The organism is uncultured Agrobacterium sp., assembly GCA_913777615.1.
Lineage (GTDB): Bacteria > Pseudomonadota > Alphaproteobacteria > Rhizobiales > Rhizobiaceae > Agrobacterium.
In genome coordinates, this window is sequence record CAJYTK010000007.1 from 89,968 (window position 1) to 115,262 (window position 25,295).

The following is a 25,295-nucleotide window of genomic DNA, read 5'->3' on the forward strand; positions in this document are numbered from 1 at the left end:
CGACAGCCGGTCTGTAAACGCTCCTTCACAAGGTAGCGGTCGCTGGTCGCGGCTGGGTGATGGTATTGTCGCCCACCCATCTGGCCGCAGGTTCGATGCCACCCAGTGGAAAGAGATGGAGCTGGGATATCAGTGTTTGAGGATTGTCGCGGACATAGTCCGTCAGCGCGCCGACCATGTCGCCCGGCTCGTATGGAAGCATCAACCGCGTCACGTCCAGTGCTCGTTTTTGCAAGACCTTCAGCGAAGGGCCGACACCGCAGGAGAGCGCGAACTTGATCAGGGTCTGGAGTTTCGCTGGGCCCGCAATTCCCACATGAATGGGAAGCGTGATTCCTGCTTGGGCAACACGTTCAGCCCATGTTGTGATGACGGTCGGATCGAAGCCGAACTGCGTTACGATCGCCATGTGGGCGTCGGTCAGACCGGAAAAATCCGTCTTCCACTTTAATGCGCTGTCGACATTGCGCGTTGTGCCGTCCGGATCGATATCGCGGCTTCCTTCCGGGTGGCCTGCGACATGCAAGCGTTTGAATCCATATCTGTCGAACAGTCCGCTTTCCAGCAGCTGAATCGAACTCTCGACAGTGCCCACCGGACGCGTTTCTCCTCCACCCAGCAGAAGCGCCTCCGTCACATCGGCCTCGTTACGGTAGAGCGAGATCCAGCTTTCCAGTGTCGGCACGTCGGGAATGCTGCGTGCGGGAAAATGTGGCATGACGGCGAAGCCATCCTCACGCAGCCGCTTTGCGGTGGCGACCATGTCGCTGATCGATGTGCCAGCGATATGAGCGATGTACACGCGTGTTCCAATAGGCAAAAGAGCTGAGAAATCGTCGATCTTTGCTGCGGTACGCGGTGTCACCTCAATGGAGTAAGGATGCAGCAGTGAGCTTGCGTATTTTGCGACCGCGCCACCACTGCTCTTCGATCGATCGATGAATTTCAATATTGCCATGTGCTGGTTTCTTCCTGCCTGCCCAGGAGGCAGTCTCTTCTTGATCGCGGCCACCATTACACGGCTTTTAGATCCTACGACGCAACGACTAATCCAGTCCGATCAAGCTGTTTTCTCTTTTTTAGCCATGCCGTCAAATCATGTCGGTGGATGGCAGGATATCTTTACTATCTTCGCCAACAGTGCGGCTCTCAACCTGCGACGTGTCGAGACGCTAGAAGATAAGTTGGCCCGGTTTACCCCTCGTAAGAGGACAACATGAAAGTCAGAAGCCCTTGAGCGCCGAGAGTCCGGACCATTTGGAGGCAGTTGCTCCAGCACGACCGACCAGAATTGTCTGGTACCAGTCATTATTTTGGAAGATAACTCTTTTTCTCGTTTCCAGCGTCGTCCTCGCCTATCTTGTCGGCGCTGCTGTCGGCTGGATCATGGTCGAGAGAGACTCGCGCGATCAATGGCATCGACAGGCCGAGCTCAACGCGCAGGTGACGAGTTCGTCCATCCGCACGATCTACACGTTCATTTCCATAGAAAGCGACCAGGACGGGCAGATCGTCAAAATAATAAGTGACAGGCCGCTTGGTGACGAAGCGTCGATCCTCGACACGGGTTTCAATCCTGGCGATGTCCTTGCCCTCGCAGCCGCGCAAACCAAGAACAATATCTGGATTTTCCAGAATGACGCGGCAAGTCATGTTTTTGTCAGCTCTGCGGATGCGATGGGGGAAGCCAACAGAATACCGCTTACGTTGACCGAAGGCGCGACACTCAATCGTTTTTACGTCGGTTTCGCCGAACTGGGCGACGTTAAGTATTATATTGCCTATGTCCCGGTTGTCGATCAGGCGGGGCGCCTTCAGGGCGGAGTGGTAACAACCATCGGCAAAGCTTCCGATCTGTTTGAAACGCAAACGAAGCTTTTGCGTAACTCTCTCATTCTTTTAGTGACCATCCTTGTCGCTACAGGCGTAATCGTCACGGTTCTGATGCGGAAGGTCTTCATGCCGGTCCCCTCCTTGATCGAGGCTCTGACGAAAATCGCTCATGACGACACTCAGTCGGTCACGCCGTTTCAACGACGCAATGACGAGATCGGTCGTGTTGCGGTGGCAATCGAGAAGGTGCGCGAAGCCGTTGTCGAGCGGGAAAATCTGCGCGTGATGCGCGATGTTGCACGACAGATGGAGCATCTTGCCCATCATGATCCGCTGACAGGGCTGCCAAACCGGGCTTTCTTCAGCAAGCGTTTGGATGGCGATATCGGCGAACTGGGCAATGGTCTTCGTTTCAACCTCATGCTTCTCGATCTCGACCGCTTCAAGGCCGTTAATGACGTGATGGGGCATGCCAGTGGAGATGCGCTTTTAACCGCTTTCGCGGAGCGCTTGCTGCAACTGATCGGTCCGCAGGACATGGTGGCGCGCCTCGGCGGCGACGAGTTCGCGGTGATCCAGGTCGTGCGAAAAAATGCGGTGCGGGAGGCAAACCGGCTGGCGGAAGGCATCGTCGCGGCGGCATCACGTCCCTTTATCCTGTTCGGCAAGGAAGCCAGCGTCGGAACCAGCATCGGCATTTCCATGGCTCCCATTCATGGGACTGACAATTCCGAGCTTCTCAAGCATGCCGATGTGGCTCTCTATTGCGCAAAGTCTGAAGGGCGCGGCAACTTTCGCTTCTTCGAAAACGGCATGGAGATGTCCCCGGAACAGGATCACGAACTCCAGCAGGACGTGGATCTTGCGATCCAGCGCGACGAATTCGTTTTGCACTATCAGCCGATTTTTTCTTTCTCGGATTCGCAGCCAGTGACGTTCGAGGCTCTTGTCCGCTGGCGGCATCCCCTTCGCGGTTTGATCAATCCGGATCAGTTCATTCCTATTGCCGAGAAGACCGGTCAGATCTGCGCTATCGGCGAATGGGTTCTGCGCCGCGCATGCGTGGAAGCCATGCAGTTCTCCAATGATGCGGCGGTCGCGGTTAACATTTCAGCAATCGAACTTCAGCAAGGTGACCTTGTGGCCAAGGTGAAGCGGGCGCTCAAAGACAGCGGCTTGCCTCCTTCGAGGCTGGAGATTGAACTGACGGAGACTGTGCTTCTTTCCGATATGCAGTCGGAAAAATGCCTGGAGGACATCCGTGCGCTCGGCGTTAAAATCGCCCTCGACGATTTCGGCACTGGTTATTCAAGCCTTGCCTATCTGACCAAATTGCCGGTGAGCAAGATCAAGATCGATCGTAGTTTTGTTTCCGAAGCGATGACGAAGACCGAGAGTCTTGCGATCATTCAAGGGCTCATCCACATCGCTAAAGGCCTGGGGCTTGAGACAACGGCAGAAGGCGTCGAAACGCGAGAACAGCTTTCCCTGCTACGCGCCGCTGGTTGTGATCTGGTGCAGGGATACCATCTTGGCCGTCCAATGGCTCTCAAAGACATAGAAAGTTGGCAGCATTCCAGTGACGTAAAAATTTTCCACGGTTAGGAGTAACGATCGTGCAGCATAGTGATACCAGGCTCCGCCTGTCGAAGTGCTTCAGTCTTATTTCGATTCTATGTGCCGCGATCATTTGCGCCCAAAGTGTTTCACATCCTGCCGCCGCTGAAGACCTGAAGAGTCCGACGCTCGAGAAGATCGTGCGGACAAAGACGATTACCATAGGTCATCGCCAGGACGAGTTGCCATTTTCTTATGTGACGCCGGATGGCGTGGCGCGCGGATACTCGATCGATCTGTGCCGGGAGATTGCCGAACATGTCCGTCAAACGCTCAAGCTCGATACGATCAAGATAGATTATGTGGTAGCAACGGCGGCTACGCGGTTTCTGCTGGTCAAATCCGGCAAGATAGACATGGAGTGCAGCGCGACCACCAACAACGCCGAACGGCGTGAACAGGTGGCCTTCTCCTATCCTCACTTCATCACCGCCACCCGTTTCGTGTCAAAAAAATCGAGCAGCCTCAACACCATCAGAGACCTTGCAGGTCGCACAGTCGCCTCAACGACAGGCACCATCAACATAGCGCAGCTGCAAAATCTCAACAGAGCGGAAAAGCTCAATATCTCAGTATTGATCGCGAAACTGAATTCGGAAGCATTCGCTGCGGTAGAAAATAACCGAGCATCCGCCTTCGTCATGGATGATGTTCTACTGGCCGCTAACGTGGCATTCTCGAAGTCGCCCGAAGACTACGTGATTTCCAAAGACGCGTTCGGCCCGCCCGAGCCTTATGGCATTCTTTTGCCCAAGGACGATGAAGCGTTCAAAACTCTCGTCAACGAGGCCTTGTTCTCCGTTTTTACCAACGGCGGGGCAGAAGCGATCTACAATAAGTGGTTCATGTCTCCCGTGCCGCCGGACAATCGCAATTTCAATCTTCCTCTCTCCCCGGAGTTGAAGGCTGTGTTCAAGGAGCCGAAGGAGTATCTGCAATGAAAATGCATATCATCCGTTGTCTCTTGCTGGTTTCGTGCCTTGGTGTCGCTATTGGGGTAAAGGCTGAAGACAAGAAATTCGAAACACCGACCCTCGACAGGATCGTCCAGACCGGCAAGATCAGGATCGGCTACGGATCGACTGCGCCTTTCTCGTTTCTCAACGCGGATGGTCAGGTCGTAGGTTACTCGATCGATCTCTGCCGAGGGATTGTAGAAAAGCTGAAAGACCGTCTGAAACTACATTCGATCGATATCGAGTTCGTGCCGCGCACACCCAGCAATCGCGTGCAGTTGTTGAATGATGGTACGATGGACATCGAGTGTAATGCCAGCACCAACACCTCGGAACGGCGCAAGAGCGTCGCTTTTGCCTACAGCCACTTCTATGGTGCCACGCGCTACGTTTCCCTGCGCAAGAACAACCTCAAGCAGCTGGATGATCTGAAGGGACGGTCCGTCAGTGTGGCGCTGGGAACCGTCAATATCAACGAAATCAATGAGATCAGCCGCAAACGGAAGCTGAATATCTCAACCGTTCCGGTGGATAGTCTGCAAGCTGCCTTCGACATGGTGACGGACGGACGCGTTGCAGCCTTCGCGATGGATGAAGTTCTTCTGAAAACGATGATCGCCCGTACGCAGTCACCCTCCGATTACGTGCTTTCCGAAGAGCAGGTGACGGAACTTCAGCCGCTTGGCTTCATGATGCGCCTGAACGACGAGGCTTTTGTCACAGCAGTCAACCAGGCCCTAAACGAAATCTACAAGTCCGAGGCGGTCAAGGGGATCTACAGCCGCTGGTTCGAGGAGCCGATGCCCGGGCTGAACATCAATCTTGAACTTCCTATGAGCCCATGGCTGATTGAGGCGCTGAGAAGCCCTCAAACGTTGAAATAATGCGACGTCGGAATGTCTAGAAGGACCGTTGGCTTTTCCTGTGATCGGTAATATTTGAAATGGCGTAGCTTACGCTGAGCGCCGAGCATCATTTCCGGTCCAGAACACCAAAAGGTTTGGATCAATGACCGTCTAGCGGTCATCGATGCCGCGCGACCGACGCCTAAACGATGCTCTACTCATCGCCACAGATCAAGGCAGCTTTCATTGCCCTTAGGGCAAACGTCTTTGAAGGTGGCCTCGCTATCGGCATCACGTTCCGCGTAATGCGCACGCGCAGCGCAACATGAACGGTCAGGCCGATCAAGCCCAACCATTCCGTGCGCGTTCTTGATGACGCATCTGCTCACGCCACGACCCTGCACCCGGAAAACACGATGCAATGAAATTGAAAACGGCTGGGCTTTCGGTGAGCATGCAGCCATCGATACTCATCGCTGGCACGTACTCTTGGGGACTAGTAGAGACAGTCTCATTTCCGTTGTTCGCCAGATGTGGGGTCGATGCGGACAGGCTCTAAAGGAGCGCCAGTTTCCGCCAGCACGATAGTTTGTGCAACAGAACAAGCGCCGACGCTACAAACCCACGCGTAGGGATGTCGGAAAGACTGCCTTTCGCCTAGTTCAAGGCCCTATCGCTTACTCGTGCTGACGGAGGCCGGGATCATTCGTCGGCGCTCAGCTCTGCTTGTTCCTGGCCATTTCACTTTAATTTTTCCGGAACCAATGCTGGAGGGCTACGTTCGAATTGGCAGGAGACGCGCCGTGTCAAACGGACGCGATGGTGCTGAAGGACATCGGGATTTTTCCGTTTTCTCTCGGTGGCCAACGAATGGGCAGACGAGCTTCTTATCCATCCGGCCGTCTCCGCTTCACTCTGCCAAGGAGGTTTGGACGTGGAAAAGACCGAAACGCGAAAGCTTGCGGAAGAATACATGCTCCTCGGTGGCACCCGCCAGGTCATGATCGACGACAACAAGACATTTGTTCGACAGTACGACCATGAACCGGCAGAGGCCGAACGCTTCTGGCAGGAGCGCATCGCGACGCTCGACAAAGAGCGGATTGCGGATGTCGAGTTCTTTCTGCCCTCGGTTAATTCCGATGCGGAGCCCTAATCACATCCCGTTGAAATCAGAAACTAGGAAGGAAATTCTTATGACTTCGATTAATTCTGCAAAAATCGTCATTCTTGCGACAGATGGTTACGAGCGCTCCGAGCTGCGTGTTCCATACGAGCAGCTGAAGAACAAGGGTGCGGACGTCAAGATCGCCTCCATCAAGGACGGTGAGATCAAAAGCTGGGACGAGAAGGACTGGGGCGATTCCATCAAGGTCGATCTCCTTGCCAAAGACGTGCGCATCGAGGATTTCGATGCCCTCGTGCTTCCCGGCGGTCAGATCAACCCGGATGTCCTGCGTACCAGCGACGACGCGATGCGAGTGGTGAAGGACTTCGTCAAGTCCGGAAAGGTCGTCGCGGCTATCTGCCACGCGCCATGGCTCCTGGTTGAGGCCGATGCCGTCCGTGGACGTGAGGTAACGTCTTACGGTTCGATCAAAACCGACGTGAAGAATGCTGGCGGCATCTGGAAGGACGAAAAGGTCGTTTGCGACAAGGGCATCGTTACATCTCGCAATCCAGATGATCTAGACGCTTTCGTTGCCAAAATCGTCGAGGAGGTCGAAGAGGGCCGCCACGATCGCCAGGCAGCATAAGCTATTCATCATAGGTTGAAGAAGACGAGGGGCTGGTGCGCCGTACGTGTGCCAGCCCTTTGCGTTGTGCGCTTTATGTGCGGCTAAAGTGAATAGGGATGCCAGAATAAGGTAGCACACCACTCACGAGTCGGAAGAGCTCACCCACCAATGATCAATTGCGCCACATTTTTGCCTTATTTAGGCCACGCTTTAGTCTTGGAAACGTTTCAGGCCGCGGTCAAAATTAATTTTTGCCAACAAAAACGGTTTATTTTTAATTATTTTTTATGTGCGACGCCGTAAATTTGCTGCGCTGCATATAAGAAATATTATGTGCTTCTTATTCGCCTGGACCCTACGAAATTGATCGACTAGACCTAGATGACCAGTAAACCGGAAGAACAGTTTTAATAAAGAGAGCCGGGCAATACATGCGAATGTCGATCATGCGCAAATTGCATGGCACGGCCTTGTGCCTGTTCCTTTAATAGGCGTTTACCAATAGTCTCAGTCAACATCATGTGAGGAATTTGGGACGGCCGTTTTCGAGGTGCCGGGTCAGTGTGCCTCACAAAAAATTCAAAAGCACCAAATTCCGACCACAGACTTGTTATCTCATGAAGGCTCAATGACGCGCCCAACGGGTACCGACCTATCGCAAAACATAAATGGAGTTCTCTCTATGAAGTCCGCGACTCGATCGGCTGTTTCGCCGCTTAGTGGTTCTGAAGAGTCTGATGTGAGCTTTCCTATCGGGGGCATCGTGAAACGCAGTTTCGATGTGTCCTCGGCACTGCTCGCGCTTCTTGTCCTCAGCCCGATCTTTCTCATGATCGTGGTCTTGGTCAAACTATCCGACAAGGGACCTGCTTTTTACGGCCATCGCCGTATTGGCCATAATGGCCGTATGTTTCATTGCCTGAAGTTCCGCACGATGGTCGTGAATGGAGATGAGGTGCTGAAGCAATATCTGGCTTCCGATCCGCAAGCAGCGGAAGAATGGCGCCAGACCAGAAAACTGAAGAACGATCCGCGCGTGACTGCGGTCGGCAGCGTTCTTCGCAAGCTGAGCCTCGATGAACTGCCACAGCTCATCAACATCATTCGTGGTGAAATGAGTGTTGTCGGTCCTCGTCCTGTCGTGGACGAAGAGCTCAACTACTATGAAAGTGCCGCGCGCTACTATCTCAGCACGCGTCCTGGTCTCACCGGTCTCTGGCAGATTAGCGGTCGTAACGACGTTTCCTATAAGGAACGCGTGGATTACGACACGCAATATGTTCAGAACTGGTCGATGATGAAGGACATTTCCATCATCATGAAAACCGTGCCTGCTGTCTGCATGTCCCGCGGCAGCTATTGAAGCCAGAATAGATACTTGGCATGCCGCAGGACTCCCACCTGTGCCATGCCTTGCGGCTGCGACCGGACTAGCACCGGTCGCGCATTCACTTTTCAAGGCATCAACATGGAGTTTTACATGGTTGGCACTGCCGACGAAGCCTTCTCTAAAACATTGCGCAAAGGCGCCGCGTTAGCTTTTGCTACGGCTCTGTTGCTAACCGCTCCGTTAGCTGCGCTCGCACAGGATGGACAATACCGCCTCGGAACCGCTGATAAGCTTCGCATCCGCGTGGCCGAATGGCAGCCGGCAGATGGCACCATCCGCAACTGGGATGTGATCAACGGCGATTACTCCGTTGGGCCTTCCGGCACGCTTTCGCTGCCTTTCATCGGCCAGTTGGATGTTGCCGGAAAAACCCCAGGGGAGGTGGGGGAAGCGATTGGTGCGGGGCTTCAAAGCAAATTTGCGCTGCGCAACCTCCCGTCGGCTTCCGTTGAAGTTGCCCAATTCCGCCCGGTTTTCCTGACGGGTGACGTCCAGACGCCAGGCGAATATCCCTATGCCCCCAATATGACGGTTTTGAAGGCGGTCAGCCTTGCAGGGGGACTGCGCCGCTCGGATGCAGGTCAGCGTTTTGCGCGTGACTTCATTAACGCGCGCGGCGACGCTGCCGTCTATGACGATCAGCGTGGTCGCCTTCTTGCCCGGCAGGCACGCTTGCTCGCCGAAGTGAGCGGTGATCAGCAGATCAAGAAGACGCCAGAGATGGAGAAGGTCATCAATATCGACGCGCTCTTGGAAAGCGAAAGCGCGCTGATGAAGTCTCGCACAGAGCGCTATACGCTTCAGTTGAAGGCGTTGAAGGATCTGCGTGAGCTGCTGGATTCCGAAGTCGAGTCTCTGCGCAAAAAGGCAGAGAGCCAGCAACGTCAGTTGCAGTTGGCCAATGAAGACCGTGAGAAGGTCAACCGGCTCAACGAGCAGGGTCTTGCGCTTGCTCAACGCCGCATCTCTGCCGAAGAGCGCGCAGCCGAGGTCGAGGCAACGCTTCTTGATATCGATACCAATGCGCTGCGCGCCAAGCAGGACATCAACAAGGCGATCCAGGACGAAATCAATCTGCGAAACGACTGGGAAGCTCAGCGTTCCAAGGAATTGCAAGACACTCAGGCCGAATTGCAGAAGCTTAACCTGCAGCTCTCCACCAGCCGCGAACTCATGTCGGAGGCCCTCGCGCAGTCGGCGGAAGCTTTACGTTTCGATCCGTCCGGCAAGTCTGCCTCGATTTCCTATGTGGTCGTTCGTGAGGACAATGGACAGTCGAAGGAAATCAAGGTCGACGAAACCACGGCTCTCCAGCCGGGCGACGTCATCAAGGTTTCCTCGGAAGTGCTGATGCAGTGAGGCTGCGATGCGGATTGCGAAATCAGCACTGATCGATCCTGATAGAAGTGGGCTTTATGGAACGGCGGCGGTTGCGCTGTCGTTCTTTGTCTTCGCCTATTCCTCGAAATTCGGACAGATATCGATCCTTGCCTATTACGCCGTCTGGCTGCCACTGGTCGTGGTGGATTACCGCAGAGTACTCGGCAATTATGCGCGCTACTTCTGGATATTTGCCTTCGGAATTCTGGCCCTCATTTCGAGCTTCTGGTCGGATGCCATGTCGGTCAGCCTGCGGGCCTCGATCCAGTATATGACCCATATCGTCTGCGCGCTGATTGCCATGCGCGTCATTTCTATCCAAACGCTGACACGCGGCGCATTGATCGGCATAACTATTGTTTTGCTCTATTCGCTTCTCTTCGGTACCTATCTTTTTGATGCGCTGGATGGCACGACGAGCTTCGTTGGGGCCTTTTCTTCCAAGAACCAGTTGGGTTTCTATGCTTCGCTGGGCGTTCTCTTCGCCGCAGCGTCGGTGCTCGTCCTTCGCCAAAAAGGCTTGTGGTGGCCGGTTGCGGGCGTCGCAGGACTGATCTCGTCCTACAGCCTGCTTGCATCTCAATCGGCGACATCGGCCATCACCACGGCGGCTGTGGTCGTTCTGATGGCGGGTCTTCTGCTATTTTGGGTCTTGTCTCCCGGTAACCGAAAGACGCTCTTCTTCGCTGCCGTGGGTGTGGGTGGCCTGTTTGTGGTCGCAGCACTGCAATTCGGTCTGTTCGACGCGATTCTCGGCGCTTTTGGCAAGGACACCACGTTGACGGGACGCACCTATCTCTGGCAGCAAGGCATTGAGGCTGCAAAGCGCGCGCCGATTTTCGGTGTCGGTTATCAGGGTTTCTGGGTGCCGGGTTTTTCAGATGCCGAACGCCTCTGGGACGATTTCTTCATTACTGGTCGTAGCGGCTTCCATTTCCACAATACATATATCGAGGTGGTGGTGGAGAATGGCTTCGTCGGTCTTATTCTGCTGGCGATCCTGCTTTATGGAACACTGCTGGGTCACCTGCGCTCAATTCTCATGCGCAACCAAGATCCACAGGCGCTAATCCTGTTTTCCCTATGCGCCCTTTTTGTCGTCCGATCCTTCGTCGAAATCGACATCATTTTCCCCTATCAGGTAGGCTCCTTCTTGTTGTTCTTCGCGGCTGGAAAACTCTGCCTGCCGCGCCGTGCGCCGCTTCCCGCGTCGCCCTTTCTGGCAGGTATTCCGGTACGGCCAATCATTGGCGGATGAAGAATCTTCTCATCTCTCAACAGGAGTCTGTTGGACTCCTGTTGACTCTTTTGTGATGATAGAACAAAAAGTGAACATTAGTTTTTTAGCGTGGAATGCTCTGAGAAGTTTCGTGTCATGCAGAAGCGCGCAGAACAGCTTGTTGTGGAGGAATTGCGAGAAAGACTGGAGAGGATCACCCAAGGTCCTGCCAGACAGCAGCAGACTCTGCCTTTCAATATTCCTGCCATCGATGAGCGTCTTCCCGGTCAAGGCCTGAAGCTTGGCAGCTTACATGAGATAAGCGGTGGGGGAAATGGTGCCGTGGACGGTGCGGCTTCTGCGCTTTTCTGCGCAGGCATTGCGGCGCGCCTGAAGGGAAAGATTCTCTGGTGTGTGACACGGCCTGATCTTTTTATGCCGGCCCTCACCCAGGCAGGGCTTTCCCATAACCGGCTGATCATCGTCGAATGTCGTGACGAAAAAGGTGTTCTGGACTGTTTCGAGGAGGGGCTTCGCTGCAACGGCTTTGGTGCGGTGATCGGGGAAGTGTCTAAACTGCCTATGAATATGTCACGGCGGTTACAACTGACGGCGGAAGCCTCAGGCGTGGCAGCGATTGCGCTTCGCCGCTGGCGCCATGTGAGCGGTCTGGACGATTTCGGTCAGCCGACCGCCGCTGTCACCCGATGGCGCATTTCCATGCGCCCCTCCACACCGTTGCCCGTGCGCGGAGTAGGGCGGTCACGCTGGTTTCTGGAATTGTTGCGTGTCCGGGGTGGCGAACCTTTTGAACTCGAAGTGGAAGCCTGTGATGCAGAGGGTCGTCTCGCTATACCTGCCGACATGGCAGACGGATCGATACCGCAGAATGCTTGGGAACGAAGCGCCGCCGGTTGAGACCCCGGTCGTCATGATCGCCCGTCAGGCAAGCCGTCGCCTTGTGGCTGCTCTCGATAGCGCTGCGATGAAAGCGGGCTTGCGTCCGGGAATGCCAGCTAGCAAGGCGCAGGCCATTCTGCCGGGCCTGATCGTCGAAGACCTGAAGCCGCTGGAGGATGCAAAAGCTCTGGAGGATCTGGCCTTCTGGTTTTTGCGCATCTACGCCCCCATCGTTGCACCCGATGCGCCTGATGGGCTGGTACTCGATACAACCGGTGCCGATCATCTGCATGGCAATGAGAAGCTGATGCTGACCGGCATGATCAATCGCTTGCATGCGCTCGGGTTTAGGGCCCGTGCGGCAATTGCCGAAAGCTGGGGCGCGGCTCATGCACTTGCGCGTTTCGGGCGCGAGGCCGTCACCATTTTACCTGAAGGTAGCGTGAGAGAGGCTCTTGCCCCGCTGCCACTTTCCGCCTTACGGCTGGATGCACATCTGGTCAATGAATTGAAGGTTTTAGGATTTCGCCGGATTGGAGAACTGGCAGCCGCCCCACGTGCGCCGATTACCTTGCGGTTTGGCCCTGAAGTGGGACGCAGGCTGGATCAGGCCTATGGCCTGCTTGCGGAACCGATAGGGCCTGTCCGCGTGGCGGAGCTGGTGACGGTAAAGCGCTTCTTTCCCGAACCCATCGGTGCTGCCGAGACCATCGCCAAATACACGAGACAGCTTGTGTCTGATCTTTGTCTGGATCTGGAGAAGCGCGGCTTAGGTGCGCGCCGTGTCGATCTTCTTTTCCATCGTGTTGATAGCAGTCTACAGGCCATCCGTGCAGGAACCTCGAGACCCGCACGTGATATCAAGCAATTGTCACGTCTTCTCACGGATCGTATCGAGACGATCGATCCGGGTTTCGGTATCGAAAAAATGATACTCACGGCAACCCATGCCGAGACGCTTCTTGCCGGACAGACACGCTCCATTCTTCTGGAAGATGCTGGAGGGGATATTGGCGAGGCTGTCGATATCATCCTCAACCGTGGTCACAGGGTTTATCGCTATGCTGCCGTTCAAAGCGATGTGCCGGAGCGTTCCGTTGCCAGAATTCCAGCGGAGACTGTGGAAGACGCGCCTGGCTGGCCGGAGTATTGGCCCCGCCCGGTGCGACTGCTGTTCAAGCCGGAGCCGATCCAGACCGTGGCGCTTCTGCCCGATCATCCTCCCAGAAATTTTACATGGCGGGGTGTGCGCCACATCGTGAAGCGGGCCGATGGGCCGGAACGTGTGTTCGGGGAATGGTGGAAGCGCGACCGTGAACTTTCGGCGGTGCGCGATTATTTCCGTGTGGAAAACGAGAGCGGCGAGCGCTTCTGGATATTCCGTTCCGGTGATGGCGAACACAGCGATACCGGCTCCCAGAACTGGTTCATGCATGGATTTTTCGCATGAGCGCGCGTGTCCGTTACGCCGAGCTTCAGGTGACGTCGCATTTTTCCTTTCTGCGGGGCGCGAGCTCCTGCGAGGAACTGTTTGCGCAGGCCAAGGCACTCGGCATAGAGGCGCTGGGCATTGTCGATCGCAACAGCCTTGCAGCCATTCCTCGGGCACACAAAATCGCTAAAGAGCTTGAGCTTCGGCTCGTGGTCGGCTGCAGGCTGGATCTCACGCAGGATGTCTCCGTGTTGGTCTATCCAACCGATAGGGAAGCCTATGGTCGGCTATGCCGCCTGCTGACATTCGGAAAGAGAGACGGCAAGGCGGGCAAGTGCTCGCTTACATGGAGCGATCTCGTCGCCTACGGCGAAGGGATGATCGTGGTTCTGCTGCCAGATGAGACGAGTGAAGGCCTCGCCAGTCATCTGCGTAGGATAAAAGCGGATTTTGTCGATCGCGCCTATGTGGCGATGAGCCTGCGCCGACGGCCCAATGATGCACTGCGCCTTCATGAGCTTTCGCAGATGGCGCAACGCGCCGGTGTGGCAACAGTCGTCACCAATGACGTTCTGTTTCACGAGCCCGGTCGGCGCATGTTGCAGGATGTCGTCACCTGCATTCGCCACAACTGCACCATCGACGATGCCGGCTTTCGGCGCGAGCGGCATGCGGATCGTTATCTGAAGCCGCCGGAGGAAATGTATCGGCTTTTTTCTGCCTATCCGGATGCGCTGGAAAATACATTAAAGATCGTAAAAAAATGCCGATTTTCGCTTGCTGAATTGGAATATCAATATCCGGACGAGCAACAAGTCCCGGGGATTACGGCTCAGGAAGCACTGGAAAACTTCGTTTGGGAGGAGGCGCCGAAGCGCTATCCTGATGGTGTGCCGGAAAAGGTGGCAAAGACACTCCGGCATGAATTGGCCGTCATCGCCAAAAAGAAATACGCAGCCTACTTTCTGACCGTCAACAAGATCGTCCGGCGGGCGCGGGAGATGAAGATCCTCTGTCAGGGACGGGGATCTGCGGCCAACTCCGCCGTGTGTTTTGTTCTCGGCATTACCGCAATTGATCCAAAGGAAAGCGACCTTCTGTTCGAGCGCTTCGTTTCTGAAGACCGCGACGAGCCCCCGGATATCGATGTCGATTTCGAGCACCAGAGGCGCGAGGAGATCATTCAGTGGATTTACGATCACTATGGGTTTGACAAGGCAGCGCTTTGTTCTGTCGTCACCTGCTATCGCGGCAAGGGTGCCATCCGCGATGTGGGAAAGGTGCTTGGCCTTCCAGAAGACCTGACCAAGCTCATGTCCTCGCAGATATGGTGGTGGACAGAAGGGACGGGTGAGAAGCACGCCAAGGAGTTGAACATCAATCTGGAGGATCGGCGCGTCAGGCTCGCCTTTGATCTCGCGCGCCAGCTTATCGGCACGCCTCGCCATTTCAGTCAGCATCCGGGCGGCTTCGTATTGACCCACGACCGGCTGGACGAACTCGTTCCCATTCTTCCCGCGGCCATGAAGGACAGGCGGATCATCGAGTGGGACAAGGACGATATCGATATCGTCAAATTCATGAAGATGGATTGTCTCGCGCTTGGCATGCTCTCTTGTATGCGTAGAGCCTTCGAGATGCTGACCGAACGTACGGGGAAAGAGTTCGGGTTGACCAGCATCAAGAACGACGATGAGCCTACCTACGACATGATCTGCAGGGCTGATACGATCGGCACATTTCAAATCGAGAGCCGGGCGCAGATGTCGATGCTCCCCAGACTGAAGCCACGTAGACTTTACGATCTAGTCATACAGGTCGCAATCGTTCGCCCCGGACCGATCCAGGGTGACATGGTGCATCCTTATCTTCGGCGAAGAGAGGGAAAGGAGGAGGTGGTCTACGAGCGGCCTGAACTGGAGAACGTACTCAAAAAGACCCTCGGTGTTCCTCTCTTTCAGGAGCAGGCGATGCGTGTAGCAATCGAATGCGCCGGTTTTAGTGCCAATGACGCGGACCGTTTGCGAAGAGCCATGGCCACTTTTAAAAACGTAGGGACGATCAACGAGTTTCAAGAAAAGCTCGTTCAGGGCTTGGTGAAGAATAAATTCAGCGAAGACTTCGCTAAGCGTATCTTCAAGCAACTGGAAGGTTTCGGCAGCTATGGCTTTCCGGAAAGCCACGCGGCGTCCTTCGCATTGATTGCCTATGCATCGGCGTGGATGAAGTGTCACCATCCCGATATTTTTTGCGCAGCGCTTTTGAACTCTCAGCCCATGGGCTTCTATGCGCCTGCACAGCTTGTCCGCGACGCGCGTAATCATGGTGTCGTGGTCCGACCTGTCTGCATCAATGCCAGCCGCTGGGATTGCACGCTGGAGGAAGAGACCGGACCCGACCGCGAGGCCGTGCGGCTCGGCATGCGGCTGGTGAAGGGTCTTTCCAACAAACATGCCGGCGATATCATCGCCTGCCGCCAGGATAAGCCATTCCAGTCTATCGATGATCTCTGGAGGCGGGCAGGTGTGCCGGTTGCCGCGCTGGTTTGTCTTGCCGAGGCTGATGCGTTTTTGCCGTCTCTCGGACTTTCACGCCGTGAGGCGCTATGGGTCATAAAGGGATTGCGCGACGAGCCTTTGCCACTCTTTGCAGCGGCCGCAGCGAGAGAAAACGCCTTGATCGAGGAGTTGCAAGAGCCGGAGGTAAACTTGCTGCCTATGACGGCAGGCGGAGAAGTGGTGCAGGATTACGGTCATATGGGCCTCACTCTTCGCGAACATCCGATGAGCTTTCTGCGCCAAGACCTTGCCCGAAGGCGGATCATCACATGTTCTGAGGCCTATAAATCCAACGATGGGCGCTGGCTGGAGGTGGCGGGCCTCGTCCTTATCCGTCAGCGCCCCGGTTCGGCAAAGGGCGTCATCTTCATGACGCTTGAAGACGAGACTGGCATTGCCAATGCGATTGTCTGGGTCAAGACCTTCGAGAAGTATCGTCGCGTCGTCTTGTCGGCGAGCATGGTCGGGATTTACGGCAAGCTCCAGCGTGAGGGCGAAGTTGTCCATATCGTCGCCCATCGCATAACCGATCTTTCCGATATTCTGAGAAGCGTGGGAGAGAGGGACAAGCCGTTTCCGCTACCGCATGGGCGTGGCGATGAATTCCATCATGGTAGTCCGCCGACACGAGACAGGCGCGGCTTGCCGCCGAGATCAGTCCAGACAAGTGATGAAGACCACATCACCATCAAGGGCCGCAACTTCCACTAAAAAACCGCGAGTCTTATTGGGCCCGGAGAAGACACCTTGTCTCTTCGTCTAAACCAGTCGTGTTCTTTCGAAAAATCGATCGCGATTTTCAGCCCGGTTGCTGCATCGTTCTCGCCAGCGTTATAGAACAGCGCTTTTGATCCGGTCCTTGCCAACCTCGATGACGTGGCGCATGGCCTTCACGGCTGCGGCTTCATCGCGTGCAGCGATAGCGTGGACTATGCGAAGATGGTTGGCGGCGATCTCTGCGATGGTTGCTGGGGCAGAGGCGGGGGACGACAGTTTGAAGGAGATGGCGAGTGCCGCTTCGATCAAGCCGCTTGCCGAGCGCATGAAGGGATTGCCGGAAATGCTGGCGACCGCCAGATGAAACTCCAGGTCGATCTTGGCGATGCTTTCGGCAGTGTGGGCGGGATTGTCAAATTTCGCGGCGATCGCATAGAGCGCGACGATGTCTTCGCTGGATGCATGCCGTGCTGCTGCGGCTGCTGCGGCAGGCTCAAGCGCGAGGCGAATTTCAGCCAGATGCTCGATGAATTCTGGATCCAGCCCCGCTTCGCAGCGCCAACCCAGAACATCGGGATCGAAGAAATTCCAGCTCGATTTGTCGAGAACGCGTGTGCCGACCTTCGCTTTCGCCTCGACAAGCCTTTTGGCGGCCAGCGTTTTCATCGTCTCTCGAAGCACCGTTCTCGATACGCCGAAGCGAAGGGAAAGCTCGGCGTCGTTGGGAAGAAGGGAACCCTCCGGTATCAGACCCGAAACAATGGCGCTGCCGAGCTCCGCCACGACGTGCGCATGGCTATTGCGCCGCTTTCGTCCCGATATGGTGTTTTCCAGTAGCCCCAAAAACTATCTCCTTCGCTGCTGCTATGCCGGGTGAGCCGCCGCCATTCTTCTGTTTGAGTACCAGATGATTGTGCGTTGCAAAACGATGAATATGAACAGAAGTATTCCGATGACAATTTTAGTCCACCAGGATGAAAGCGTGCCATCGAACACGATATACGTTTGAATAAGTCCCTGGATCATCAGGCCGATGAAGGTGCCGGCGACAAGACCTGTTCCGCCGGTCAAAAGCGTGCCACCGATGACCACGGCTGCGATCGCATCCAGTTCCACACCGACGGTCGCCAGAGAATAACCGGATGACGTGTAGAGCGTATAGACGATGCCTGCGAGACCGGAGAGAAAGCCCGATAGCGCGTAGATGCCGATCGTCGTCTTTGCCACCGGGACGCCCATCAGTTCAGCCGATTGCTGATTTCCGCCAAGCGCATAGACATTGGCGCCAAAGCGGGTGCGGGCTGCCACAAGCATTCCCACCGCAAAGACGATGAGCATGACGATGGCAAGCGCTGTCAACCGACCTCCGCCCGGAACACGAATATAGAAGCCCTGGATGGCATCGATGACGGGATGCGAGATCGGCACGGAATCGGTAGAGATGAGATAGGCCGCTCCACGCGCCAGAAACATGCCTGCCAGCGTGACGACGAAGGGTGGAATGGACAGAAAGCGGATCATCACGCCCATCAGACTGCCGAAAATCGTTGATATGACGAGCACCGCGAGAAAAGCGACGAGGGGGTGAACCCCATATCCATTGACCAGCACTGCAACGAAGACGCTGGAAAAAGCGATGACAGAGCCGATAGACAGATCGATGCCTCCCGACAGGATAACGAATGTCATGCCGACCGCGGCGATGCCGAGAAATGCATTATCCGTCAGAAGATTGCCGATGACCCGTGTGCTAAGGATCCCAGGATATTGGGACACGCAAAGAGCATAGGCGATGATGAAAATCGCCAGCGTAGTAAAAAAGGGAAGGTTGCGGGTGTGGATCATCGCGCTGCTTCTCCTTTGTTGGCGGTCGGCGCCGGCGTGACCGGACTTTGTTTTTTCGGTGTCTTGGCAAAGCCGAGCAAAGTAACGAGCGCCGGCGATTGAAGCGTCAGGACCACGATGATGATGCCTGCCTTAATGATCAGGTTGAATTCCGGCGGGAAGCCTGAGACGAGAATACCGGTATTGATCGTCTGGATGATCAGTGCGCCGATGAGCGACGCGGTGATCGAGAAGCGACCGCCATTGAGCGACGTGCCGCCGATGACCACTGCAAGGATCGCATCGAGTTCGAGCCAGAGTCCGGCATTGTTGGCATCTGCACCACGAATGTCAGCGGTCACGATCAGGCCGGCGATTGCCGCACACAGTCCAGAAATTGCGTAGACGAAGAACAGCAGGAAGCGGGCACGGACACCAGCAAGTGCTGCCGCGCGGCGATTGATACCGGTTGCCTCGATCAGGAAGCCGAGTGCGGACTTGCGCACCAGAAGACCGATCAGAACTGCGCTCACAACCCAGATGACGACGGGTAGCGGGACGCCTGCAAAGGAGCCAGAACCGAGAGCGGCGAAGCTGTCATTGTTGAAGGTCAGAATGACCCCTTCGGTAATCAACTGTGCAATACCGCGGCCTGCCACCATAAGGATGAGGGTTGCGATGATGGGCTGGATATCGAGAACTGCAACAAGAATACCGTTCCAGATGCCGCAGGCGATACCAACAGCCAGCGAAACTGCAATCACCACCGGAATGGAATGCCCGGCGCTGATCAGCGTTGCTGCAACAGCACCGCAGATCGCGATGACAGCGCCGATCGAAAGGTCGATACCTTTGGTGGCGATGACGAGTGTCATGCCGATTGTCAGTAGCGCTACAGGTGCGGCACGGACCAGAATGTCGATAAGGCTGCCGTAAAGACGGCCATTCTGCATGGAGACGTTGAGAAAGCCCGGTGAGATCACCGTGATCGCCGCAAGAATGATGAACAGCGCAATGAACTGCGGCGCCAATCTCTTTAATTTCAATGTCACGCTTTTCATCACGCGGCCTCCGTGTGAGCGGACGTGGCAATCGCCTTCATGATGTTTTCTGCAGTCACATCGGATCCCTTGAGTTCTTCAACGTGGCGACGGTCCGACAGGACGATGACGCGATGGGCGACAGCCGTCAGTTCTTCCAGCTCTGAGGAGATGACGACAAGTGACATGCCTTCCTGGCAAAGCTTCTCGATCATCTTCAGGATTTCGGCATGCGCGCCGATATCGATACCGCGGGTCGGTTCATCCAGAATGAGAAGCCGAGGCTCGGTTGCCAGCCAGCGAGCAAGGATCGCTTTCTGCTGATTGCCACCGGAGAGAAACTTGATCGGACGTTCGCGATCGGCGGGGCGAATGTCGAGCGACTTGATGAAGTCGTCGGCCAACGCTGCCTTCTGACGCTTGGAGATGGGCCGCATCCAGCCTTGTCTCGCTTGCAAGGCGAGAGCGATATTATCGGCGACGGAAAAATCACCGATGATGCCATCCGTCTTGCGCTCTTCGGGACAGAAGCCGAAGCCTTGTTCGATTGCCGCTTCCGGCGACAGAATCGAAACCTGCTTGCCATCGATAGTGGCTGTGCCGCTTTCCGGCTTGTCGATGCCGAAGAGAAGGAATGCGGTCTCACTGCGGCCAGAACCGAGGAGGCCTGCGATACCGACCACTTCTCCCGGTCGAATATCAAGATTGAAAGGCTCAACGCTCCCACGCTTGCCGTAGCCTTGAAAACGGATGGCAGGCGCCCCTTCGACCACATCATTGTTGGACGGCTGGCGGTTATGCGTGACATTCTGCAATTCGCGCCCGAGCATCATGGAAATGAGCTCACCTCTTGGCAGCTCTGAAATGGTGCGTGTTCCCACCAGTTTGCCATTGCGCAGAACGGTGACGCGGTCTGCAATGTCATAAACCTGGTTGAGGAAGTGCGTGATGATGACGATGCCGAGCCCTTCGGCGCGCAATTGTCTGAGCACCGTGAACAGCATCTCGACTTCGTGACTGTCGAGACTGGCCGTCGGTTCGTCGAGAACAAGAACCTTGCCGGAGAGATCGACAGCCCGGGCAATAGCAATGATCTGCCGAATGGCGACCGAATAGCTGGAGAGCAGCGCATTGACGTCAATATTCAGGCCGTAGCGACCAAGCAGCTTCCGGGCCTCGTCGCGCATCGTGCGCTTGTCGATCAGGCCGAAGCGGCGCGGCTGGCGACCGAGGAAGAGATTTTCGGCAACGGTCAGATTCTCAAGGAGGTTGACCTCCTGATAGACGGTGCCGATACCGAGAGCCTGCGCTTCACCGACGTCGGCCGGGGAAATCTCGTCGCCGTCGAGACGCACTGTTCCTTTGTCGCGTGTATAGACGCCGGTCAGGATTTTGATGAGTGTGGATTTACCGGCGCCATTCTCGCCGAGGAGCGCGTGGACTTCGCCCGCACGCAAGGTGAAGTCGACATTGTCGAGAGCGGTTATGCCGAGGAAGGACTTACCGATGGCACGTGCTTCCAGAAGGGACGGTTGTTCGGACATTCTGAAGCATTCCATTGAAGAAAGAGCGTGAATGGAAACGGTGCCGAAGCACCGTTCCGATCGCCGGCTTCTGTCGGACGGCATCCGAAGAGATGGCCTATGGCCTCACATGCGCGAAATGCGTCGTGACGGAAGCATGAGAGCATTTTGGGGTGAGCCGAGGTTCACCCCAATTGGTCTTAGTAGCCGAGGCCCTTCTTGGCTTCGTAGACCTTCATCGGATCGTCAGAGGCCGTATAGAGCTTGGATTCCGTCTGGATCCACTTCTTTGGCTCTTTCTTGTCCTTCAGGTAAGCATCGAGTACATCGAAAGCAGGACCAGCCATGTCAGGCGTCAGTTCGACGGTTGCGTTGGCTTCACCGGCAGCCATGGCCTTGAAGATATCCGGAACGGCGTCGATGGAGACAACCTTGATGTCTGTGCCGGGCTTCAGACCAGCTTCCTTGATGGCCTGGATCGCGCCGACAGCCATGTCGTCATTGTGGGCGTAGACAGCGCAGATGTTCTTGCCGCCGTTTTCAGCCTTGATGAAGCTTTCCATGACTTCCTTACCCTTGGTGCGGGTAAAGTCGCCGGTCTGCGAGCGGGTGATCTTGATGTTCTTGTGCGAAGCGATCGCTTCTTCGAAGCCCTTCTTGCGGTTGATGGCAGGCGAAGAGCCGGTCGTGCCCTGAAGCTCGACGACGTTGCAGTCCTTTGAACCGACATCCTTGACCAGCCAGTCGCCTGCAACCTTGCCTTCGTGAACCTGGTCGGAGGTCACAGCGGTCAGGTAGAGGCTGTCTGGTGCTTCGATCTGGCGGTCGAGAAGAATAACAGGGATGTTTTCTTCCTTGGCTTCCTTCAGAACAGCATCCCAACCGGTGGCCACGACAGGTGCGATCAGAATGGCATCAACGCCCTGAGCGATGAATCCACGAACGGCCTTGATCTGGTTTTCCTGCTTCTGCTGCGCATCGGCGAATTTCAGAGTGATGCCACGCTTTTCAGCCTGCTGCTTGGTAACGGTGGTTTCGGCCGCGCGCCAACCCGATTCGGAGCCAATCTGCGAGAAGCCGACAGTGAGCGACTTTGCGGATACGCCGGAAGCGAGGCATACGGAGAGAGCGACGGTAACCGCCGCGAGTGCTTTTTTCATCTTCATTCCTCCCAGAGATGATGTCGGCTGACGAAGCGATATCAGCATATAGTAATATCTTTGGGAAGGCACTTTTCACAAAATATCGCGCATTAGGCTAACTCAAGCCAAGCTACTCTAAAAAATTGCTATTAGATTCAACAATTTAATTTAGTAATATTTTTTTCTTGAGCGAACGGGTGAGGCCGGGTCGTTCCTTGACAAGTCCGCCGTTGCGGAAATAGTAATACGAATATAAAGAACAGATTGCGGCATTGACCGCATGCTTCAATTGCCTCACATCAGGCAAGGGAAGACAAAGATTGAGGCGGGAGGAATCGTGCGGCTCGTGAGCGGATTTTTGAGCGAACTGGAAGGATCGGACCAATGTTCGCCTTGCAAGACGCGTCGGTTTTCGCGAGACGTGGCGATGGCCCAATTTTCGACGATTCAGCATGAATTCGTCACACTCCCATTGACCTACCCGTTCGCCACTTCCGGCTGGAGACCCTTATCATGACAGACTCTAAGAACCTGACCGCACCGCAAGCAAAGCTGCGCTCGCGCGCGTGGTTTGACAATCCGGCCAATGCCGACATGACCGCGCTTTATCTTGAGCGTTACATGAACTTCGGTCTGAGCCAGGCTGAGCTTCAGTCAGATCGTCCGATCATCGGTATTGCGCAGACGGGTTCCGACCTTTCCCCTTGCAACCGCCACCACCTGGAGCTGGCGAACCGCCTGCGCGAAGGTATCCGGGAAGCCGGCGGTATTGCTATCGAGTTTCCGGTTCATCCAATCCAGGAAACCGGGAAGCGCCCGACGGCTGGTCTCGACCGTAACCTTGCCTATCTCGGTCTCGTGGAAGTGCTGTATGGTTACCCGCTCGACGGCGTCGTTCTGACGATCGGCTGCGACAAGACCACGCCTGCCTGTCTCATGGCGGCGGCCACCGTCAATATTCCGTCGATTGCCCTTTCCGTCGGCCCGATGCTGAACGGCTGGTTCCGTGGCGAACGCACCGGTTCGGGCACCATCGTCTGGAAGGCTCGCGAACTTCTGGCGAAGGGCGAGATCGACTACCAGGGCTTCGTCAAGCTGGTTGCCTCCTCCGCGCCGTCCACCGGTTATTGCAACACGATGGGCACGGCAACCACGATGAACTCGTTGGCCGAAGCGCTCGGCATGCAGCTTCCGGGCTCTGCGGCTATCCCTGCGCCTTATCGCGACCGCCAGGAAATTTCCTATCTCACGGGTCTTCGCATCGTCGAGATGGTCAAGGAAGATCTGAAGCCGTCCGACATCATGACCAAGGATGCCTTCATCAACGCCATCCGCGTCAACTCGGCTATCGGCGGTTCCACCAACGCGCCGATCCATCTTAACGGCCTCGCTCGCCATGTCGGCGTCGAACTGACCGTCGATGACTGGCAGACCTACGGCGAAGAAGTCCCGCTTCTCGTCAACCTTCAGCCAGCTGGCGAATATCTTGGCGAAGACTACTATCATGCCGGCGGCGTGCCTGCGGTCGTCAACCAGCTGATGGAGCAAGGCCTCATCATGGAAGACGCCCTGACCGTCAACGGTAAAACGATCGGTGAGAACTGCCGTGGCGCGATCATCGAAGACGAAAAGGTCATCCGTCCTTACGATCGTCCGCTGAAGGAGCGTGCAGGCTTCCGTGTGCTGCGTGGCAACCTCTTCTCGTCCGCCATCATGAAGACCAGCGTGATCAGCCCGGAATTCCGTGAGCGCTATCTTTCCAATCCAAACGATCCGGAGGCTTTCGAAGGCCGTGCGGTCGTGTTCGACGGTCCGGAAGATTACCACCACCGCATCGACGATCCGTCGCTGGGTATCGATGCGCAGACAGTTCTCTTCATGCGCGGCGCTGGCCCCATCGGCTATCCGGGTGCTGCGGAAGTCGTCAACATGCGCGCGCCGGACTACCTGCTTAAGGAAGGTGTCAACTCGCTGCCTTGCATTGGTGATGGTCGTCAGTCCGGTACGTCGGGCAGCCCGTCTATCCTCAATGCCTCGCCTGAAGCGGCGGCAGGCGGCGGTCTTGCCATTCTGCAAACCGGCGACCGCGTTCGCATCGATGTGGGTCGCGGTACCGCCGATATCCTGATCTCGCCGGAAGAACTGGCCAAGCGCTACGAGGCGCTGAATGCCAATGGTGGTTACAAATATCCGGATCACCAGACGCCATGGCAGGAAATCCAGCGCGGCATCGTTGGCCAGATGGAAACCGGTGCCGTTCTCGAGCCAGCTATCAAGTATCAGCGCATCGCCCAGACCAAGGGCCTGCCGCGCGATAACCACTAAATCTTCGCTTGGATATGCCGAGGCAATTCGGCATACACAGCTTGGCCGCCGGTTGATCTTTAGCCGGCGGCTTTTCTTTATCTGCTGTCTGACGTCATGACGGTAATCTCTCCGTCGCGCTTGATCTTCACTGCAGAAAGCCGTCGCGTCATGAAGGCGCCCGTATCGACATTCACCCGGTTTTCGACCATCGCGACGTTGCGCACCGGCGTGTGACCGTGAACGGTCAGAAATGGGTTCGGCACCGACGGCGCTACCTGCTGACTTGGCCTGATCCAGAGGAGGTTCTTGTCCTCCTGCTGTTCGATGGGAACGTCGTTTAATAGCCCGGCATGCACGAAGCACAGTCCGGGAACTGCGATGAGCGAAGGAAGGCTGGCGGCAAATGCGATGTGATGGGGCGGAATGGCTTGCTGTACTGCGGCCCGTAATTGTCGATTATCGTCTGGTAGCCAGGAAATGCCGTAGGATTGCAAGGTTTCGATACCACCAAACTCCAGCCAGCGATGATCCCGATGTGGATTGCGAATGAAATCCAGCATCGATTCCTCGTGGTTTCCTGCCAGGCAAAATCGCAGCATGCCGTCCGGCTTTGTCGTGATCAATTCTTCAAGGACGGCTGAGGACTTCGGTCCGCGATCGACATAATCGCCGAGCATGACGATCCACTTCGCACCCGTCTCCCGTGCAGCGTCGGCCTGTATCTTGTCCTGCAGGATGTGAAGAAGATCCAGGCAGCCGTGGACATCGCCCACTGCATAGATGACCTCCGGTCTTTCGGAGAAGAAAAGCTTCTGGCGCATGTGGGACCATATGATCTGAAGAAAGGGCGAGAGCCGTAATATCGATTTCAAG

The 25,295-nt window shown here is 55.8% G+C and carries 19 protein-coding genes; 12 read left to right on the top strand and 7 right to left on the bottom strand.

Annotated elements, in window-relative coordinates:
• Nucleotides 1–25: 25 nt before the first annotated feature.
• Complete coding sequence (locus QZ862_RS06115; protein WP_296098237.1) at nucleotides 26–958, bottom strand: methylenetetrahydrofolate reductase; 933 nt, start codon at nucleotides 956–958, stop codon at nucleotides 26–28.
• Nucleotides 959–1,233: 275 nt separating this feature from the next.
• Between QZ862_RS06115 and QZ862_RS06120 the strand changes: the two genes are divergently transcribed.
• The 11 genes from QZ862_RS06120 to QZ862_RS06170 all read left to right on the top strand — a co-directional run bounded on the left by QZ862_RS06120 (nucleotide 1,234) and on the right by QZ862_RS06170 (nucleotide 16,580).
• Nucleotides 1,234–3,438 carry an EAL domain-containing protein gene (locus QZ862_RS06120; protein WP_296098240.1) on the top strand — a complete coding sequence of 735 codons (2,205 nt, stop codon included), beginning with the start codon at nucleotides 1,234–1,236 and terminating at the stop codon, nucleotides 3,436–3,438.
• A 152-nt stretch (nucleotides 3,439–3,590) separates the two neighbouring features.
• Nucleotides 3,591–4,391: an amino acid ABC transporter substrate-binding protein gene (locus tag QZ862_RS06125; protein WP_296098243.1), complete on the top strand. Its 801-nt coding sequence runs from the start codon at nucleotides 3,591–3,593 to the stop codon at nucleotides 4,389–4,391.
• Nucleotides 4,388–5,290: an amino acid ABC transporter substrate-binding protein gene (locus QZ862_RS06130; RefSeq protein ID WP_296098245.1), complete on the top strand. Its 903-nt coding sequence runs from the start codon at nucleotides 4,388–4,390 to the stop codon at nucleotides 5,288–5,290. The genes QZ862_RS06125 and QZ862_RS06130 overlap by 4 nt, the downstream gene beginning before the upstream one ends.
• 895 nt (nucleotides 5,291–6,185) lie before the next feature.
• Complete coding sequence (locus QZ862_RS06135) at nucleotides 6,186–6,407, top strand: hypothetical protein (protein ID WP_296098247.1); 222 nt, start codon at nucleotides 6,186–6,188, stop codon at nucleotides 6,405–6,407.
• A 40-nt stretch (nucleotides 6,408–6,447) separates the two neighbouring features.
• Nucleotides 6,448–7,008: a type 1 glutamine amidotransferase domain-containing protein gene (locus QZ862_RS06140; RefSeq protein ID WP_296039602.1), complete on the top strand. Its 561-nt coding sequence runs from the start codon at nucleotides 6,448–6,450 to the stop codon at nucleotides 7,006–7,008.
• A gap of 664 nt (nucleotides 7,009–7,672) precedes the next feature.
• Nucleotides 7,673–8,353, top strand: coding sequence for a sugar transferase (locus tag QZ862_RS06145; protein ID WP_296098249.1), 681 nt, complete (start codon nucleotides 7,673–7,675; stop codon nucleotides 8,351–8,353).
• A gap of 117 nt (nucleotides 8,354–8,470) precedes the next feature.
• A complete protein-coding gene (locus QZ862_RS06150) occupies nucleotides 8,471–9,739 on the top strand; it encodes a polysaccharide biosynthesis/export family protein (RefSeq protein ID WP_296017344.1) in 1,269 nt (422 codons plus the stop codon).
• A 7-nt stretch (nucleotides 9,740–9,746) separates the two neighbouring features.
• Nucleotides 9,747–11,018: an O-antigen ligase gene (locus tag QZ862_RS06155; protein WP_296098252.1), complete on the top strand. Its 1,272-nt coding sequence runs from the start codon at nucleotides 9,747–9,749 to the stop codon at nucleotides 11,016–11,018.
• Between the two features lie 117 nt (nucleotides 11,019–11,135).
• Entirely contained in the window at nucleotides 11,136–11,897 is a 762-nt protein-coding gene (locus QZ862_RS06160) for an ImuA family protein (RefSeq protein ID WP_296017341.1), read from the top strand.
• Complete coding sequence (locus tag QZ862_RS06165; protein ID WP_296098255.1) at nucleotides 11,812–13,329, top strand: DUF6504 family protein; 1,518 nt, start codon at nucleotides 11,812–11,814, stop codon at nucleotides 13,327–13,329. Before QZ862_RS06160 ends, QZ862_RS06165 begins: the two co-directional genes overlap by 86 nt.
• The gene (locus QZ862_RS06170; protein WP_296098258.1) at nucleotides 13,326–16,580 is read left to right on the top strand and encodes an error-prone DNA polymerase; all 3,255 of its coding nucleotides are present in this window, start codon (nucleotides 13,326–13,328) and stop codon (nucleotides 16,578–16,580) included. The genes QZ862_RS06165 and QZ862_RS06170 overlap by 4 nt, the downstream gene beginning before the upstream one ends.
• Nucleotides 16,581–16,700: 120 nt before the next feature.
• Here QZ862_RS06170 and QZ862_RS06175 read toward each other — a convergent pair whose 3' ends face one another.
• The 5 genes from QZ862_RS06175 to ytfQ form a co-directional block, all read right to left on the bottom strand.
• Nucleotides 16,701–17,429, bottom strand: coding sequence for a FadR/GntR family transcriptional regulator (locus QZ862_RS06175; RefSeq protein ID WP_296017336.1), 729 nt, complete (start codon nucleotides 17,427–17,429; stop codon nucleotides 16,701–16,703).
• Between the two features lie 21 nt (nucleotides 17,430–17,450).
• On the bottom strand, nucleotides 17,451–18,431 hold the full coding sequence (gene yjfF, locus QZ862_RS06180; RefSeq protein ID WP_296017334.1) for a galactofuranose ABC transporter, permease protein YjfF: 981 nt from the start codon (nucleotides 18,429–18,431) through the stop codon (nucleotides 17,451–17,453).
• The gene (locus QZ862_RS06185; RefSeq protein ID WP_296098261.1) at nucleotides 18,428–19,471 is read right to left on the bottom strand and encodes an ABC transporter permease; all 1,044 of its coding nucleotides are present in this window, start codon (nucleotides 19,469–19,471) and stop codon (nucleotides 18,428–18,430) included. Before QZ862_RS06185 ends, yjfF begins: the two co-directional genes overlap by 4 nt.
• A complete protein-coding gene (locus QZ862_RS06190) occupies nucleotides 19,471–20,994 on the bottom strand; it encodes a sugar ABC transporter ATP-binding protein (protein ID WP_296098262.1) in 1,524 nt (507 codons plus the stop codon). The genes QZ862_RS06185 and QZ862_RS06190 overlap by 1 nt, the downstream gene beginning before the upstream one ends.
• Before the next feature lie 179 nt (nucleotides 20,995–21,173).
• Nucleotides 21,174–22,139, bottom strand: coding sequence for a galactofuranose ABC transporter, galactofuranose-binding protein YtfQ (ytfQ, locus tag QZ862_RS06195; RefSeq protein WP_296041242.1), 966 nt, complete (start codon nucleotides 22,137–22,139; stop codon nucleotides 21,174–21,176).
• 489 nt (nucleotides 22,140–22,628) lie between these two features.
• Here ytfQ and QZ862_RS06200 point away from each other — a divergent pair, with 489 nt between their 5' ends.
• A complete protein-coding gene (locus QZ862_RS06200; RefSeq protein WP_296098264.1) occupies nucleotides 22,629–24,440 on the top strand; it encodes an IlvD/Edd family dehydratase in 1,812 nt (603 codons plus the stop codon).
• Between the two features lie 77 nt (nucleotides 24,441–24,517).
• Here QZ862_RS06200 and QZ862_RS06205 read toward each other — a convergent pair whose 3' ends face one another.
• A complete protein-coding gene (locus QZ862_RS06205) occupies nucleotides 24,518–25,243 on the bottom strand; it encodes a metallophosphoesterase (RefSeq protein WP_296098266.1) in 726 nt (241 codons plus the stop codon).
• Nucleotides 25,244–25,295 lie beyond the last annotated feature (52 nt).